This window comes from Pedobacter sp. 22226, from assembly GCF_052045455.1.
Classification (GTDB): domain Bacteria; phylum Bacteroidota; class Bacteroidia; order Sphingobacteriales; family Sphingobacteriaceae; genus Pedobacter; species Pedobacter jeongneungensis.
Map to the genome: position 1 here is coordinate 154998 of NZ_JBQEPB010000005.1, position 15682 is coordinate 170679.

17 protein-coding genes are annotated in these 15682 nt (G+C 39.8%); 5 read left to right on the forward strand and 12 right to left on the reverse strand.

Going from position 1 to position 15682, the window contains the following annotated elements; all coding sequences use genetic code 11:
* Window positions 1-255: 255 nt before the first annotated feature.
* From ACTJKC_RS12895 to ACTJKC_RS12935, 9 genes are all read right to left on the reverse strand, one after another.
* Window positions 256-711: a 4'-phosphopantetheinyl transferase family protein gene (locus ACTJKC_RS12895; RefSeq protein ID WP_440792435.1), complete on the reverse strand. Its 456-nt coding sequence runs from the start codon at window positions 709-711 to the stop codon at window positions 256-258.
* A complete protein-coding gene (locus tag ACTJKC_RS12900; protein WP_344852780.1) occupies window positions 698-961 on the reverse strand; it encodes an acyl carrier protein in 264 nt (87 codons plus the stop codon). The genes ACTJKC_RS12895 and ACTJKC_RS12900 overlap by 14 nt, the downstream gene beginning before the upstream one ends.
* A complete protein-coding gene (locus ACTJKC_RS12905) occupies window positions 958-2232 on the reverse strand; it encodes a beta-ketoacyl-[acyl-carrier-protein] synthase family protein (protein ID WP_440792437.1) in 1275 nt (424 codons plus the stop codon). Before ACTJKC_RS12905 ends, ACTJKC_RS12900 begins: the two co-directional genes overlap by 4 nt.
* Window positions 2225-2671, reverse strand: a complete 447-nt coding sequence (locus ACTJKC_RS12910; protein ID WP_440792439.1) for a 3-hydroxyacyl-ACP dehydratase FabZ family protein — start codon at window positions 2669-2671, stop codon at window positions 2225-2227. Before ACTJKC_RS12910 ends, ACTJKC_RS12905 begins: the two co-directional genes overlap by 8 nt.
* Before the next feature lie 120 nt (window positions 2672-2791).
* The gene (locus ACTJKC_RS12915) at window positions 2792-3844 is read right to left on the reverse strand and encodes a type III polyketide synthase (RefSeq protein WP_440792441.1); all 1053 of its coding nucleotides are present in this window, start codon (window positions 3842-3844) and stop codon (window positions 2792-2794) included.
* Complete coding sequence (locus tag ACTJKC_RS12920) at window positions 3841-4554, reverse strand: methyltransferase domain-containing protein (RefSeq protein WP_344852784.1); 714 nt, start codon at window positions 4552-4554, stop codon at window positions 3841-3843. The genes ACTJKC_RS12915 and ACTJKC_RS12920 overlap by 4 nt, the downstream gene beginning before the upstream one ends.
* Entirely contained in the window at window positions 4555-5685 is a 1131-nt protein-coding gene (locus tag ACTJKC_RS12925; protein WP_440792443.1) for an NAD(P)/FAD-dependent oxidoreductase, read from the reverse strand.
* A gap of 694 nt (window positions 5686-6379) precedes the next feature.
* Window positions 6380-7519, reverse strand: coding sequence for a sterol desaturase family protein (locus ACTJKC_RS12930; RefSeq protein WP_440792445.1), 1140 nt, complete (start codon window positions 7517-7519; stop codon window positions 6380-6382).
* A gap of 230 nt (window positions 7520-7749) precedes the next feature.
* Window positions 7750-7926, reverse strand: coding sequence for a hypothetical protein (locus tag ACTJKC_RS12935; RefSeq protein WP_440792989.1), 177 nt, complete (start codon window positions 7924-7926; stop codon window positions 7750-7752).
* Here ACTJKC_RS12935 and lpxK point away from each other — a divergent pair.
* From lpxK to ACTJKC_RS12950, 3 genes are read left to right on the forward strand one after another with little or no spacing between them, the layout of a single operon-like run.
* Window positions 7884-8945 carry a tetraacyldisaccharide 4'-kinase gene (gene lpxK / locus ACTJKC_RS12940; protein ID WP_440792447.1) on the forward strand — a complete coding sequence of 354 codons (1062 nt, stop codon included), beginning with the start codon at window positions 7884-7886 and terminating at the stop codon, window positions 8943-8945. The two genes, ACTJKC_RS12935 and lpxK, sit on opposite strands and share 43 nt — an antisense overlap.
* Window positions 8917-9732 carry a purine-nucleoside phosphorylase gene (locus tag ACTJKC_RS12945; protein WP_187591642.1) on the forward strand — a complete coding sequence of 272 codons (816 nt, stop codon included), beginning with the start codon at window positions 8917-8919 and terminating at the stop codon, window positions 9730-9732. Before lpxK ends, ACTJKC_RS12945 begins: the two co-directional genes overlap by 29 nt.
* Window position 9733: 1 nt before the next feature.
* Complete coding sequence (locus ACTJKC_RS12950; RefSeq protein WP_344852788.1) at window positions 9734-11740, forward strand: putative porin; 2007 nt, start codon at window positions 9734-9736, stop codon at window positions 11738-11740.
* A gap of 69 nt (window positions 11741-11809) precedes the next feature.
* Here the strand turns inward: ACTJKC_RS12950 and ACTJKC_RS12955 are convergent, their stop codons facing one another.
* Together ACTJKC_RS12955 and ACTJKC_RS12960 are read right to left on the reverse strand one after the other, a co-directional pair.
* Complete coding sequence (locus tag ACTJKC_RS12955) at window positions 11810-12550, reverse strand: outer membrane beta-barrel protein (RefSeq protein WP_344852789.1); 741 nt, start codon at window positions 12548-12550, stop codon at window positions 11810-11812.
* A 286-nt stretch (window positions 12551-12836) separates the two neighbouring features.
* Window positions 12837-14018 (reverse strand): asparagine synthetase B, encoded by a 1182-nt coding sequence (locus ACTJKC_RS12960; protein ID WP_440792450.1) that lies wholly within the window; start codon window positions 14016-14018, stop codon window positions 12837-12839.
* Window positions 14019-14253: 235 nt separating this feature from the next.
* Between ACTJKC_RS12960 and ACTJKC_RS12965 the strand changes: the two genes are divergently transcribed.
* On the forward strand, window positions 14254-14715 hold the full coding sequence (locus ACTJKC_RS12965; RefSeq protein WP_344852791.1) for a peptidylprolyl isomerase: 462 nt from the start codon (window positions 14254-14256) through the stop codon (window positions 14713-14715).
* Window positions 14716-14867: 152 nt separating this feature from the next.
* Window positions 14868-15410, forward strand: coding sequence for a DUF5606 family protein (locus tag ACTJKC_RS12970; RefSeq protein ID WP_344852792.1), 543 nt, complete (start codon window positions 14868-14870; stop codon window positions 15408-15410).
* 59 nt (window positions 15411-15469) lie between these two features.
* On the opposite strand, the gene ACTJKC_RS12975 is transcribed toward ACTJKC_RS12970, so the two are convergent.
* Window positions 15470-15598 carry a hypothetical protein gene (locus tag ACTJKC_RS12975; RefSeq protein ID WP_255497459.1) on the reverse strand — a complete coding sequence of 43 codons (129 nt, stop codon included), beginning with the start codon at window positions 15596-15598 and terminating at the stop codon, window positions 15470-15472.
* Window positions 15599-15682: the final 84 nt, after the last annotated feature.

Below are 15682 nucleotides of genomic sequence, written 5' to 3' on the forward strand. Positions count from 1 at the left end.
AATTATAAATTAGTATTATTTTTTTAAGGAATTTTTATCTGAATGTTTTTTGTGGGGCGACTTACCGCCAGGGAGTATTCTAAAAAGGTGGCATTAAATGGCTTTTTATACTTACAAATAGTTTTTGGTGCATCTTTTTTTGTAGTGGGATTTAAAAAAAGATACTTGTTGTATGTTAGGCCAGCACCAATACAGGTGGTTTCTAAGTGTTGACACTTTCTGGTTACACTGCTAATAAAGTTGTCAACTCTGGAATTAATACACCAAAGCCAGGTACCTGCCATGATGGCTCACACAGGCCGGGTTAGTACTTTTATAATCGAAAAAATGATCCGGAGCTGCATAAATCGAGATTTTAATCTCCTCCAGGTGCTTGTAAACCGCTGAGGCAATGGTATGCACAAACGGTGTCTGGATATTACTTTTGGTGAAATAGGTATCGCCATCAATATTTACTTCGCCATAAGTATTCGAATGAATCATACACTTTAAACCTTTAGGAGCAAAATTCCGGAGGCCGGTTTTACGGTTATGGATTTTATAGGCCGATTCTTTCATGCTCCACAACAGCCAGACCATCGCATCAGGATTTTCTGCTGCGGCAATCAGCAACTGTTCTTCGGTAGTAAAAATCTTGTTGAGGTAATTTTTACGCCGCCAGTTGCTCTGGGTTTTGGCAAGGTCTAAATCAACAATATCATTGCCCGTCACGCGCTTCCAGTTTTGATGCTATAATAGCTGTTGTAGCCTTTACATTGAGCATTTTTGCCATAGAATCGTTGTCTATTTCGATATTAAATTTCTCTTCAATATCAAGAATAATATCAACCAGGTTGGCTGAGTTGATCTTTAAATCGTTGATAAAATCGGTATTTTCATCAATATGGGCCAAAGCCGAGGTTTCTTCGCTGTAAGGCTGAACAATGGTTTTTAAAGCTTCGATAATCTGTTCTTTATTCATGAGGTGTATTTTTTAAATATGACGCAGGCATTAATGTCGCCAAATCCGAAACTGGCTTTAGCTAAGATATTAACCTGCTCGCGGATTAAGGTTTGGGGAATGCTTTTTTCAGGAATTAATTCCTTAATTTCTGCACTTAAATCTTCACAGTTGATGTTCGGGAAAATGAAATCTTCGGCCAATTCGAGTATGGAAGCCACACATTCTATACTGCCCGAAGCGGCAATACAATGCCCGATCATGCCTTTTAATGAGTTAATGTAGGGAAAACGACCTGCAGGTAGTTGCAATGCTGCTTTCCAGTTTTGGATTTCGAGGGCATCTTTAGTGGTAGCGGTAAGGTGACCGTTAATTACGTCGATTTCTGCCGCTTGTATGCCTGCGCTTTGCAGTGCCGCTTTAATACAACGCTGAACGGCATCAGGATTAGGTGCAGTCATCGTACCTGAACCCCGCTGACCACCCGAATTAACATGACCACCCAGTACTTCGCCATAAATTCTGGCATTTCTGGCAAGGGCACTTTCCAGCGATTCTAACACCAGTGCACCTGCACCGCTTCCCGGCACAAAACCACTTGCGGTTGTACTCATTGGCCTGCTGCCGCTTTCCGGTTCGTGATTGTGTTTAAAGGTGCAAACCTTCATGGCATCAAAACCGCCCCAAATGTAAGGGCCGCTATCGCTGGTGCTCCCTGCCAGCATTCTTGTAGCCTGACCGGATTTAATCCTTTCGTAAGCCAGTAAAATGCTTTCTGCTCCGGTTGCACAGGCCGATGAATTGGTGCTCACCTGGTTGCCCAATCCGAGTTTACCGCTGATAAATGCACTCACTCCGCTGGCCATGGTCTGTATCACTACCGTGCTTCCCAGTTTTTTGATTTCGAGCTCATCAATTTTATTAATGGCCCATCTGAATTTATCGATACCCGAAGTTCCCGTTCCGAAAACAGTCCCGCTGTCCCAATCGGGTTCATTGTTATTTTCTATTGGTAAACCTGCATCTTTCCAGGCATCCAATCCTGCAATTACACCGTAAACAATACCGCTGCTGTTTAAATTGCGGAGCTCGAGCGGGGTAAAATACTGACTGATCCTTTCTTCGCTCAATTCGGGTTTGCCGGCAATCTGACAGGAGAAATTTAACGTTTCCAGGTCAGGCTGATGGCGGATACCAGAACGTCCGTTTTTAATCGCATCCGAAAATTCCGGAATCGTGGTCCCATTCGGCGCGCATACGCCCAAACCGGTAATTACAACCCTGTTATCCATTGCTTTTTGTAATTAACATGCCCGAAATATTTCCCTTGCAAACCAACTCACCACCCACATTTTCCATTTTTACTTTGCAATTCAGTTTATTAAACCTGAAATAAACTTTCTCACTCGTAATCACCACTTTTTCGCCAGGATAAACCGGTTTTAAAAAGTCGATGGTGTTCGAAGTCATCGCAATTGATAGCTGATGTTCAGTGTGGTTATCTTTTAATAAATAAATCCCCAGGCATATCAAACCGATCTGTGCCATGGTTTCGGTGAGGATAACCGCCGGAGTAACCGGATGGTTTTTAAAATGGCCTTCATAAAAGAAGAGGTTTTCGGCATAAGTAAACGTTCCCTTCGCGCCGTTTTCGTCAACGTGCAATAACTCATCAACAAATAGAAAGGATTTGCCATAGGGGAGTTTAGCTAATATTTCGTGTTTTGTCATGGATTATTGAATGATGGAATGATGGAAGGATTGAATGTGTGAATGATTGAGGGATTGAATGTGTGAATGATTAAATGATAGAATGAGTGAATGATTGAATGAGTGAATGATGGAATGAACTTACCATTGTAACAATATTCTTTGTGCAGAAAAACCCGGGCCAAAACTAAGCATCAAACCTTTTTCTCCGGGTGCGGGATTTTTATCCATCATACGTTCTAAAACATAGAGTACGGTTGCGCTGCTCATATTTCCGTAAAGCCGTAAAACTTCTTTTGTTTCGTTTATATTTTTACCGAGTTCGCTGAATAGTTCTTCTACAATCTGAATAATTTTTTTCCCTCCCGGATGAAAAATCAAATGGTCGATATCTTTAATTTCAAGGTTGTTTTTTGCCAGAAAGGGGTGGATAATATCGGGGAAATGCGCTGCAATGGTTTCGGGCACCGCAATATCCAGTACCATTTGTAAGCCGGTGTTGGTAAGCTGAAAACCCATCATTTCTTCTGCATCATAAAAATGGTACATTTCTTCGGCTAAGATCTCTGGTCCGCTGTCTTTTTCGTCCGAACTTAAGAGTACACAGGCAGCGCCATCGCCAAATATGGCCGCACTCACAATATTGGCCATTGAGAAATCGTTGAGCTGAAAGGTTGCGGTTGGCGATTCTACAGCCACAACTGCTGCCCGTTTGCCTGGGTTTGCTTTCAGAAAGTTTTTGGCGTAAATCATACCCGATACGCCGGCTGCGCAGCCCATTTCGGTTACGGGCAAACGCACCACATCCTGACGGAGTTTTAATAAATTGATCAGGTAGGCATCCAGAGAGGGGATCATAATACCGGTACAGCTCACCGTAATGATGTAATCCAGATCCTGCGCCTGCCAGCCTGCTTTTTCGAGTGCCGAGCCCAAACATTTAGCGCCTAGTTTGATGCCTTCACGTACATAAATCTTATTCCGCTCTTCAAAGCTTAAATCACTAAAAACTTCTTCGGGCGACATAAACGAATAGCGTTTATCAACCGCTGCACCTTCGAAAATCTTTTTTACTTTTCTTACAAAGCGTTCGTCCTGGTCTTTTAACCAAACATCGAGGAATGGCAAAATCTCATCGGTTGATCGCCAGAATCCGGGCAAGGCTTTGCTTACTGCTTTTACGGTTACGCTCATATTGTTTTAATTATCCATTGGTAGCGGAAAGCCCATTTCCATTTTATCGAACCCGATTTAAGGTGTAATTGTTTCGCATATTTAACCAGGTCGGCTCTTTTAAACCCGCGGAGGATTGATACCAATCCATCCTCGCGCGACATATCGTTTAACCGGAACACATAACATAAGGCTTTAAAAAGCCGGTAAGCCAGTGCACTTCGCTGCAAATCGTTAATCACGATGCCCAATCTGGCCGATCTTTTAAAATTTTCCAGCAGCGCAATAATTTCTTCATCCTTAAAATGATGCAGGGTTAAGGTGCAAAGCATAATGTCGCAGGGTTCATCTTTGCCCAGGTCTTCAAAAATATCGCTGCAATCGTACGTGATATTGGGATAATTTCCGGATAAACTTTTCGCATGATCGATGGTAAACCTGTTGGCATCAATTCCTTTTAAGATAAAATTTAAACCTTTCCTTTTGGCATAACCGGCTAAAGTGCGCAGCATATCGCCGTTTCCGCAGCCAATATCAGTAATACGTATCAGTTCATCCTTTGGTTTGCTGCCGGTTAATTTTTTAACTCCATCTAATGTAACTTTGTTGCCACCCAGGAGTTGGTTAATGCTGGCTATTTTATCCAGTGCATCGCGTAATATTTCGCCTTCCATGGCAAAATCGTCCATAATTTCGGGGGCATTGCTTCTATATGTGGTATCTACAGGCATTTATGTTGTAATGGTAATCGGTTTTCCGTGGGTTTGTTTAATAATTTGGTTGAGCAAAAAGGGCATTTTACCTAAAGTATTCATTGTAAAACGCTCAAGGTTATTGTTTTTAAGCAAAGAAGATAAAAGCCTGCCCATTTTTAAGCGGTTTTTAAATTCCCTGTTCCATTGCATGGTATAATGATTTTCCAGCGTGGCGCGGGAGCTGATTTTACCATTTATTTTTTGATGTAATAGTGTTGAAACGATTTTGGCACTGTGAATGGCCATCGCCATGCCATTTCCACAAAGCGGATGGATAAGTCCGGCGGTATCTCCAGTCATTAAAATGTGGTTATATACCGGTTCTTTGGCTTCAAAGGAAACCTGACTGATGGTTAAAGGCGTGTCGAATAAATTTTCTGCTTTTTCAAAAATCGCTTTCAGGTAACTGTTTTTGTAAAGGATATTTTCCTGATAAGCCAGAATGTTTTTGTGCTTTTTAAAACTTTCGTAATTGGCGAGGTAACAAATGTTTAACCGGTTATTTTCTACTTTGGAAACCCCGCAATAGCCGCCTTCGAAATTATGCAGGCTAACCACATCATTAGGGAAATCTGCTTGATAGTGTGCCTTTACAGCCAGATAGGGCGATTGCTTGCTGATGAATTTCCGGTTTAGTTTAACATCGATTGCTGATCTTTTTCCATAAGCGCCGATAACATAGGCTGCAGTAAAACTATTAGTTGCTGTTTCGACTATAAATTGATCGTTAGCGAAACTTACCTGCACAACGCGATCGTGAATTACCTTTACATTTCTACTGATAAGTTCGGTATAGAGGTAGTGGTCTATCGTGTACCTGCTAAGTCCGAAACCGCCAAGTGGTAATTTCGTTTGTATGCTTTTGCCAGAAAGGGAAGTAAAAAGCAGGTCGCTGATTAAAGCAGGCATAAGACTTTCAATATTGAGGCCGAGCCATTTAAAATAGGGCAGTACTTCGTTCGAAATGTATTCGCCGCAAACTTTATGATGGGGATAGGGATCTTGCTCAATCAGTATCACGTTTAGCCCGAGCTTATTCAGGTGGAGTGCAGCAGTTAATCCTGCCAATCCGCCTCCAATAATTAAAATTTCTGTTTCGGACTGCATAAGATGAGATGGAACGCTAATATAACACTTTAAATTTCTGTTTGTTCCGGTTGCAAGTCTTTAACGCGTATGTGCCCGTTTCCAAACGAGTGCAGAAATCGCTTTATGATTACATCGTTTAAAACGATGAGTTATTGAACACTCGTTAGAAACGAGCGCTAGCTTAAAAATTAACAACCTGGCGCCGGGTTTAAAAACCTTTAACAGCAGCACTGCCGGTATTGATTAAACGGGATTGCAGCGATATACTTTTGTTTTCCTTCAAAAACAAAAGATTTAGTGGAAAGCCCGGCTAACATTAATCTTTACTGCAGGCATTGCTTTCCTAATGATTAGGATGTATAATCGCTTTATGATTACATCGTTTAAAACGATGAGTTATTCAACGCTCGTTAGAAACAAGCGTTAGCTTAAAAATTAACAACCTGGCACCGGGTTTAAAAACCTTTAACAGCAGCACTGCCGGTATTGATTAAACGGGATTGCAGCGATATCCTTTTGTTTTCCTTCAAAAACAAAAGATTTAGCGGAAAGCCCGGCTAACATTGATCTTTACTGCAGGCATTGCTTTCCTAATCATTTAATCTATTTATGTTCGCTTGCCTTCATTTCCAAACGAATGCAGAAATAGCTTTACAATTGCATCGTTTTAAACGATGAACTATTCAACGCTCGTTAGAAACGAGCGTTAGCACTACCTGTCGCTCCGTTCTTCCATATTTAAATCGCTATCAAACGGACTTTTGGTAAAAGGATAAATAGATTGTTTAACAAAACCTTTCGGGTAGGCTGCCTCGTGTACGCCCGTTCCGGCGGGCCATTCCTTGCCCGGTAAGTAATAGGTGCCGAACATCATGTCGATAAATGGAAATATGGAAGCAAAATTATGTCCGTAATATTTCGGGTCTTCGCAATGGTGCCAGTGGTGGTATTGTGGGGTAGTAAAAATGTATTTAAGCGGTCCGAAATTAATGCGGGTGTTGGCATGGATCAATACGGCGTGTATCGCAATGAAAATAATGTACACGTTAAAAACCATCGATGAGAAACCTAAAACGTAAAGCGGAATAAATGTCATGGCCCGGGTAAAAAAGATATCGATAAAATGGGTGCGGCTTCCGGCCAGCCAATCCATATTCTGCGTAGAGTGGTGTATCGAATGGAAACGCCATAAAGCTACACGGGTATGGAAAAAACGATGTGCCCAATACTGAAACAGATCTGTACTAAAGAATGCCAGGAACAAAGCCACTATAAAAGGCAAACCCTGTACCCATGCATGTACTTTATCTAATCCCATCCAGCCAAAGAATAATACGGCAGGTTTTTGGGTAATAATGCCAAAAAACTGAATAAACAGGTGACTGATTACAAAATAGGTTAAATCAGTGCGCCACTCTTCGTGAAATTTGGTTTGCTCGTTATTTTTTGGAAAGAATAACTCCAAAGGAACAAAAATAGCGACCATCAAAAGCAGGTCTAAGATCATCCAGTCTAACCCAAAATGCCAGCTCGATTTGGCTACATCCCTGCCTTCAACACTTAATGCGCCTAATATTACTGCTAAGGCGCCCAATGCAAAACCCGGCCAGGCCCATTTAATTTTTTTGCTGAGGATTAAACTCAACAAAGAAAAAAAGAAACAGGCAATAACGCCACCCAGCATTAAAGCTTCCATGCTTTCTTTGGTGTATATTTCGCGAAATTCGGGGGTGGTTAGCTTTTCAGGATAATGAAAACACAGGATCCCTAAAAGTGCCAGTACGGCTAAGAAAATAGAAATATATCCACTGATCTGGCCCTGGCCAACAACTAATCTTTTACTAGGAGACATTAAATTATGTTTTGATAGGTAACAATGATAATAAAAAAACTTAAATTATAGTTGATTTATTAGTTCATTAGTTCATTAGTCAGCATGATGCAAAAAAATATTCAGTGTAGATCAGTGCATTCGTGGCTAAATTGTTCATTAGTCATTTGTTGATTGGTAATCGCCAACTGAAAACAGGTTATTGGTTCATTGTTCATTAGTGCACTTAGTTACTGATCATTTGAAATTGATTATTGATCATTCCATCTTCCATCTTCCATTTTACATCTTTCCAAACCATTTCCTCCGCTCAGGGGTTGCTTTAATGGCATGCCGGTACAAATGCCTTTCTTTTTTAAATAATCAGTATTTTTGAAACCACGATATGTTACTAAACTACCTGCGTCTTTTACTGCTCCCTTTTTCACTGCTATATGGATTGGCGATTACCCTCCGTAAAAAATTATACGATTGGGGGATGCTGCGTTCTGTAAAGTTTGATTTGCCCGTAATCTGCGTGGGGAATCTGGCTGTTGGCGGATCAGGAAAAACGCCTACCGTTGAATATCTGGTGAGGTTGCTGGCCGATCATAAAATCGCAATTTTAAGCAGGGGTTATGGACGCAAAACAAAGGGATTTATCCTTGCCGATGCCACTACAACCGCCGAAACCATTGGTGATGAACCTTTACAGTACCATCAGAAATTTAACAGCGTAACTGTTGCCGTGTGCGAAGACCGCGTAAAAGGCATCAACCAGCTAAAAGAAAACCATGATCTCATTATCCTCGATGATGCCTTTCAGCACCGTGCGGTACAGGCAGGTTTTAATATCCTGCTGTTCGAATTCAGAAAATTAGGGACTTTACAGTTTTTACTGCCGGCGGGTAATTTGAGGGATGTTTTTTCTTCGCGTAAACGGGCAGATGTATTATTGGTTACCAAATCACCGGTTCCTCTATTACACGTAGCACAACAGGCCTCAATAAATGAGCTTCAGCCCAATACCAGTCAGCCTGTATTACATTCGTATTTAAAGTATGGTAAGCTGGTTCATTTATATGGAAAAGAAACCCGCGAACTCGAATCGGTAAAAGATTTTGAAATTTACCTTTTAACCGGTATTGCCAATCCGGAACCTTTAATAGAAGAACTTGGAAAATATTCCAAAACCATTAAACATGAAGAATTTCCTGATCATTATGCTTTTAAGGAAGCTGATATCAGAAAGTTTAAAAACACTTTTCTGGCCGGGATTAAAAAAGAAAAAATCATCATCACAACAGAAAAGGACAGCAAGCGTTTAAGAGCTACCGGATTTGAAGATTTACTGTTAGATTTACCTGTATATTATTTACCCATAGAGGTTGAATTATTTGAAGAAGATAAGATTACCTTTGACGAACTCATTTTAAATTATGTTAAGAGCAATAGAAGAAACCGTTGAATATATAAAACGCAAAACCGAAAATTTTAAACCGGAAATTGGAATTATTTTAGGTACTGGCTTAGGCGGCCTGGTAAAAGAAATCGAAGTAGAACATCAGTTGATGTATTCTAATATTCCAAACTTCCCTATTTCTACGTTAGAATTTCATAGCGGCAAACTTATTTTTGGTACACTGAATGGTAAGAAAATTATTGCCATGCAGGGCCGTTTGCACTATTACGAAGGTTACAGCATGCAGCAGATTACCTTTCCGGTAAGGGTAATGAAAGGTTTGGGTATCGAAAACCTGATCGTTTCCAATGCAGCAGGCTCATTAAACCCTGAATTTAAAAAAGGCGATTTAATGATTATTGAAGATCACATTAACTTACAGCCCGATAATCCCTTACGTGGCATTATTGAAAGTGAATTAGGTCCGCGTTTTCCCGATATGAGCCAGCCTTATAAACGCGATATTATTGCCAAAGCTTTAGAAATTGCAAAAAATGTAGATATAAAATGCCATAAAGGCGTATATGTTGCCGTTTCTGGTCCGAATTTAGAAACCAAGGCAGAATATAAATATTTACGTTTAATTGGTGCCGACGCTGTGGGTATGAGTACTGTACCGGAAGTAATTGTGGCCAACCATGCCGGTTTACCGGTTTTCGCCATTTCTGTACTTACTGATGAAGGTTTCCCTGAAGATCTGCAGCCCTTTAACTTAGATGAAATTTTAGCCGCTGCGGCAAAGGCCGAACCGAAGATGACAGAAATTTTAACCCGCTTAATTTCTGAATTGTAACATGCGTAAAATCGTTCAAATCTGTTTTTTAGTCTTCATGCTTGCCGGCATCAATAAAGCCTTTGCACAAGATTTAAAAACAAATGTGGGTACCAACAAAGAGCTCGATTCTGTTCGGAAGAAACTGGATGGCGGAAAAGATTCGGTGGTTTTTACTGCAAGGTATATCCGTTATACCAAACTTGGCCTCAGTAAAGATAGCATTGTACTGTTGCCTTTAGATACCTCTACGGTTAACATTCAGAATTATAGTCCGCTTTTGCAACCCATGCACCCTACCATCAGCACCGGAAACATGGGCTTATCTGCAAGGCCTTTATTGTACGAGCCAAGTAAAAGAATCGGTTTCGATGTGGGTTTCCACTCGCTCGATTATTACGCCTTAACGCCTGAAGATATCATTTACTATCAGGCCAGAACCCCCTTTACCAGTTTATACTTTGTTAGTGCCGGACAAAAGGAACAGCTTTTTAGGGCTATACACAGCCAGAACATTAAAAAAAACTGGAATGTTGGCGTAAATTTTAACCGGGGAGATTCCAAGGGTTTCTATGTAAGGCAACGCGGTGATAATTTAAATGTTGCCGTTTTCTCCTGGTACCAATCGCCAAGCAAGCGTTATAACATGTGGGCCTCTGCAATTTTTAACACCATGCGGGGTTACGAGAATGGATCGGTTGTGGCACAGAATATCTTCGATCCGGGATATAACGCCATCAGCAGGGATGGTGAGGCTGTAAACCTGACCGATTCAAGAAACATGTATAAAAAAAATACCGTGTTTTTAAAGCAAACTTATTACGTTGGCCGGATTGATACTTCGGCAAATGCAAATAATGCTGTTTTGCCGACTAATAAGGTTACCTATACTTTTGAGTACAATAACGACAGTTACGATTTTTATAAAAATGGTACCGATCCGAATAATGTATTGCCCCCAGGGATAAACAGTACAACCTTTACCAACGATTCTACCCATGTGCAGCACATTAAAAATGAATTTATTTATAGCTTTTTCTTAAGGCCAAAAAATTCTTCACTGATTAAAAATGAATTAAAGGTTGATGCCGGGGTAAGGCACGATTATTACAAACACGAATTTTTGGGCATTAAACAGGATGGAACAAATTACGAGCGAAGCCGTTTTGCTTATCAGAATATAACCATTTTGGGTGCTGCAGGATATCGTTTCTCTTCCAATATTGATTTTAACTTAAATGTTGAGCAGATTTTACAGGGCGAAAACGCGGGCGATTACCTCTACGAAGCTAAAAGTAAAATTTTGCTGAGCAAATCAATCGGACGGATAGAGCTGGGTGCTTACGCACAGAACCAATCGCCGGCAACCATATTTAATTATTACCATGGCAACCACTACCAGTGGACCAATAACGATTTTAAAAACACTAAAATTGCCAATTTATCATTCAATTATATTAATGATAAATATGGCCTGAACGCAGGGGCCCGGTATATTTTAACCAGTAATTACCTGTATTTCGGAGCCGATCATTCTAATGGTACCACGGCTATTTTACCTAAACAGGCCACTGCCGATATCAGCCTGATCAGGATAGATGTATCTAAAAAATGGAGGTTTGGAAGGTTTGCAATGGAAAATTACATCGCCTACCAGAAAACCGATAACAATGCCATCTTAAGAACTCCTGATTTTTATACTTATAACAGTATTTATTTCGATAATACCTTTTTTAAGGTACTAAAAGCAAACATCGGTTTTGATGTAAGGTACAATTCTGAATATGCAAATTACCTGTATTCGCCTGCTACTGCGCAGTTTTATATAGATGAAACCAATCCGATAACATTTGCCTCAAAACCAATTGTAGATGTTTTCTTTAAAGCCAATTTAAAACGGGCAAACATATTTGTGAAATACGATTTCGTAAACCAGGGTTTATTTCAGCGGGGATACTACACTGTAAACCGGTACCCGATGCAGGATGCATTGTTAAAGTTTGGCGTAACCTGGAATTTTTACGACTAATAAATTTAAGGCATAAAAAAACCGTCCCGATTTTTACATCGGGACGGTTTTTTACTTTTAAGGCTTTTCTTAGAACGAATAACCAACTGAGAAACCTAACACACGGTTAGTTAATTTGTTGGCGTTAGCCTGTCTGTCTTTTGGTGTTAAATCAGTTAAACCTAAACCGTAGTTAGCACCTACTAAAAAGCCAGAGTTTGTACGGTAAGCTAAACCAAAGTTTGCACCAAATTCTGTGCTACCATAGTTTTTGTCGCTTGCACTACCAAAAGATAAATCCCTGTCATTCGAGTTGGTAACAGTAGCACTTGTATTATTGCTGTTGTTAACCGTAGTGATTGTTGTTTGTCCTTTGTCTTTACCCGAAATGTTAAAACCGATGTAAGGACCGGCACTGATCTGAACTGCACCAGCATCGCCTGTAGGGATTCTGAATACCGCGTTAATTGGAACTTCAATAGCCATTAAATTTGTTTTAACAGATGAAGTTGTGGTAACGGTATTGTTTCCAATAGTTGAAGTACCTGTAGATTCAAATTTGTTACCCTTGTTCTGTAACGAAACACCTGGTTGGATAAAGAAGTTATTTCCTACACCAAAATCGCCGAATGCTGTAACATTAAAACCTACATTGTTTTTTGCATTGTCGTTAAAAGCATTTGCTGCTGCATCATCGCCACCTGCATGGAACTTTGATAAGTTAACACCGGCTTTAATTCCAAAACGGGCAGTTTCACCAGTCATTTTTGTTTGTGCAAATGCACCTGTTGCCAATAAAATAACCGAAGCGCTTAATAATAACTTTTTCATAATATTTTTCTTTTAGAAGAATCTTGTTTTAAAATTTCAGGCTCTCACCTGTTGTTAATTACAAGCCTCAATTCCAAAAGCTGTGCCAAAGTATCAAGTCTGTTACATTTAAGTGTCTAATATGCTGGTTTACAGTGTCTTTTTTAAGAATTTTTGGTGGAGTGATATTGATGAATAGTGATACCAATGCAGCATTTTTACTGTATAGTTAACAGGAATATCAGCAAAAATTAAGATTTTTTTAATCCTGAAAGGAATAATGCCAAAATGGTGATAATATTAAAAGTTAAGTTTTTTGCGGTTTCTTTTTGGCTGCTGGGAAAAGTACATTATTTAAAATTAAACGGTAACCCGGCGAATTAGGATGCAAACTTAAATCTGTTGGTGGATCGCCAACCGCGTGCTGGTAATCTTCCGGATCGTGGCCACCATAAAAAGTAAACTGACCTTTTCCTATCTCGCCATGCAAATACCTTACCTCGGCAGCACCTTTATTTTCGCCCAGAACAGTTACACTGGTTTTAACCAGGCTTTTTCTAAAAGAGGTTGTTTGGCCCATAAAACCTTTAATCACCTTGTCATGATCCTGGGTAAGCATGGTGGGCACCAGGTCCCATTTGGCAGAAAAATCGAATAAGGTAAAGTAATCGTTGCTTTGGTTTAACGTACGCGTTTGTGTAGCATCAATATCCGAAAATTCATAATTCATCGGATTATTGTCCAGCTTAAAATTCTGGAAAGCCAATGTTTTATTAAAATCCAGTTTAGCCTGTGCATTTGGGTCGGCAGGATCGCCGTCGAACATTTGTGCACAGATATCTACGCCATCAGCAGCCAGCGCAATATCAAAACTATCCGTACCAGAGCACATGGCAAAGAGAAAACCTCCGCCTGCACAATACTCTTTAATGTGTTTGGCCACCGCCAGTTTCATTTCCGATACTTTTTTATAGCCCATGCGTTTTGCTAAGGCTTCCTGATTTTTAACATCTTCCTGGTACCAGGTGGCATACCTGAAATTAGCCCAGAAACGCCCGTATTGCCCGGTAAAATCCTCATGGTGCAAATGCAGCCAGTCGTATTTGCTTAGTTTATCCTGAAGTATGTCGTCATCATAAATCACATCGTAAGGAATTTCGGCATAAGTAAGCACCAAAGTAACCGCATCGTCCCATGGTAATTTACTTTTAGGAGAATATACCGCGATTTTAGGTGTTTTCTCCAGTTTCACCATTTCCATATTTACGGATGGATCGCTGATTTCGTTCAGCAAACTCACTACTTTACCATCAGCAATTACCTCGTAAGATACCCCGCGGATTTTCAATTCATCTTCTACCGCTTTATTGTATTTGATTAAAAAGCTGCCGCCACGGTAATTTAACAGCCAGTCAACTTCCAGCTGTTTGCTAATGGTCCAGTAGGCAATTCCGTATGCTTTCAGGTGGTTTTTTTGGTCTTCATCCATATAAATTAAGAGCGATGAAGCCCTGAGTCCTAAAGAACAAAGCAGGCAAAAGAGGAGGATATAATATTTCTTTATCAAATCGGTATGCTTAAAACACTAAAATACCGCATTTAAACTGGATAGAAAAATTTAATGATGTTATAAGTTATACAATTTTGTTATTTTTGCCCTCTACCAAAAAAAATGAGCAATTTTTTTTAGGCAAATAAAATTTAAAATTAGTACCGATATTAATATGAGTAAAGCAATAATAAAAACAGAAAAAGGCGAAATGACCGTAGAATTCTACGAAAACGATGCGCCGAAAGCCGTTGCAAACTTTAAAAAATTAGCTAAAGAAGGCTTTTATGATGGTGTAACTTTTCACCGTGTAATCCCTAATTTTATGGTTCAGGGTGGATGCCCGAATTCAAAAGATCCGGCTAAAGCACATTTGGCAGGTACTGGTGGCCCGGGTTACAAAATTGACTGCGAACTTGACGGAGAAAACCAATATCATGACCGAGGCGTATTATCAATGGCACATGCCGGCCGTAACACCGGTGGGTCACAATTTTTTATCTGCCACAGCAGAGCCAATACTGCGCATTTAGACCGTAACCATACTTGTTTTGGTAAAGTTGTGGAGAATGTAGATCTTGTTGACGATATCCGCCAGGGCGATAAAATTTTGAACATAGAGGTTTTAGAAGACTAAAAAATAGATGCGAGATTTGAGACATTAGATTTGAGACTTGATTTTCTCTGATTGATGCTCCTATCTCATTAATAATTGAACAAAGAGCTTTAGTTATTTGATTTGAGTGATTTCTCATATCTCATATCTCGAATCTCATATCTCAAAAAAATATGAATTTAAGAGGAATTGTTGCCGTATCCGGCAGACCGGGTTTGTTTAAACTGGTTGGACAAAATAAAGTGGGTTATATTTTAGAGGGTTTAGATGCCCAAAAAACTAAAATTGTAGCCAACATTACCAATACTAAACTGGCTTCGTTAGAAGACATTACTGTATATGGTGAAGAGGAAGAAATTAAACTGGCAGATATTTTTGCTAAAATTTCTGAAAAGGGATCCACTCCGGATTTAAAAGGCGATTTACGTGCTTACTTCTTAGAAGTAGCTCCGGGCCACGATCAGGATAAGGTTTATGCTTCGGATATGAAGAAAATCATTACCTGGTATAACCTGTTGAAAGATCTTCCTTTATTTACTGAAGAAACTCCGGAAACTCCAGGAACAGCAGCAGAAGTTAAATTATCAGAAGAAAAAGCAGCAGCAGATAAGAAAACTAAAGCTGGTGGCGCAAAAGCATCAGCAAGTGCTAAAGCAACTACTAAAACTTCGGCTCCTGCAAAGAAAGCAAGCATGACAAGTAAAAAAGGCGTTTAAGCTTTATTTACTTTGCAATAAAAACACCAGGCAGATCTGTCTGGTGTTTTTTTATGGGTTTAATCGAAGAAATACCAAAGCAAGGCTACAATTACCAATGAAGCAATGATGCTGATCCATAAGTATTTATTGTTGCGGTTCTGATCACTTTTGTACCTGTATTCCCGTTTATATTTATCTAATAGCATAATTTCTTTTATTTAATGATGATTTTAATCTAGTTTTTCCATATTTCAGCCCCATTATCCATCTTCCCTGTACCATCTTCCATT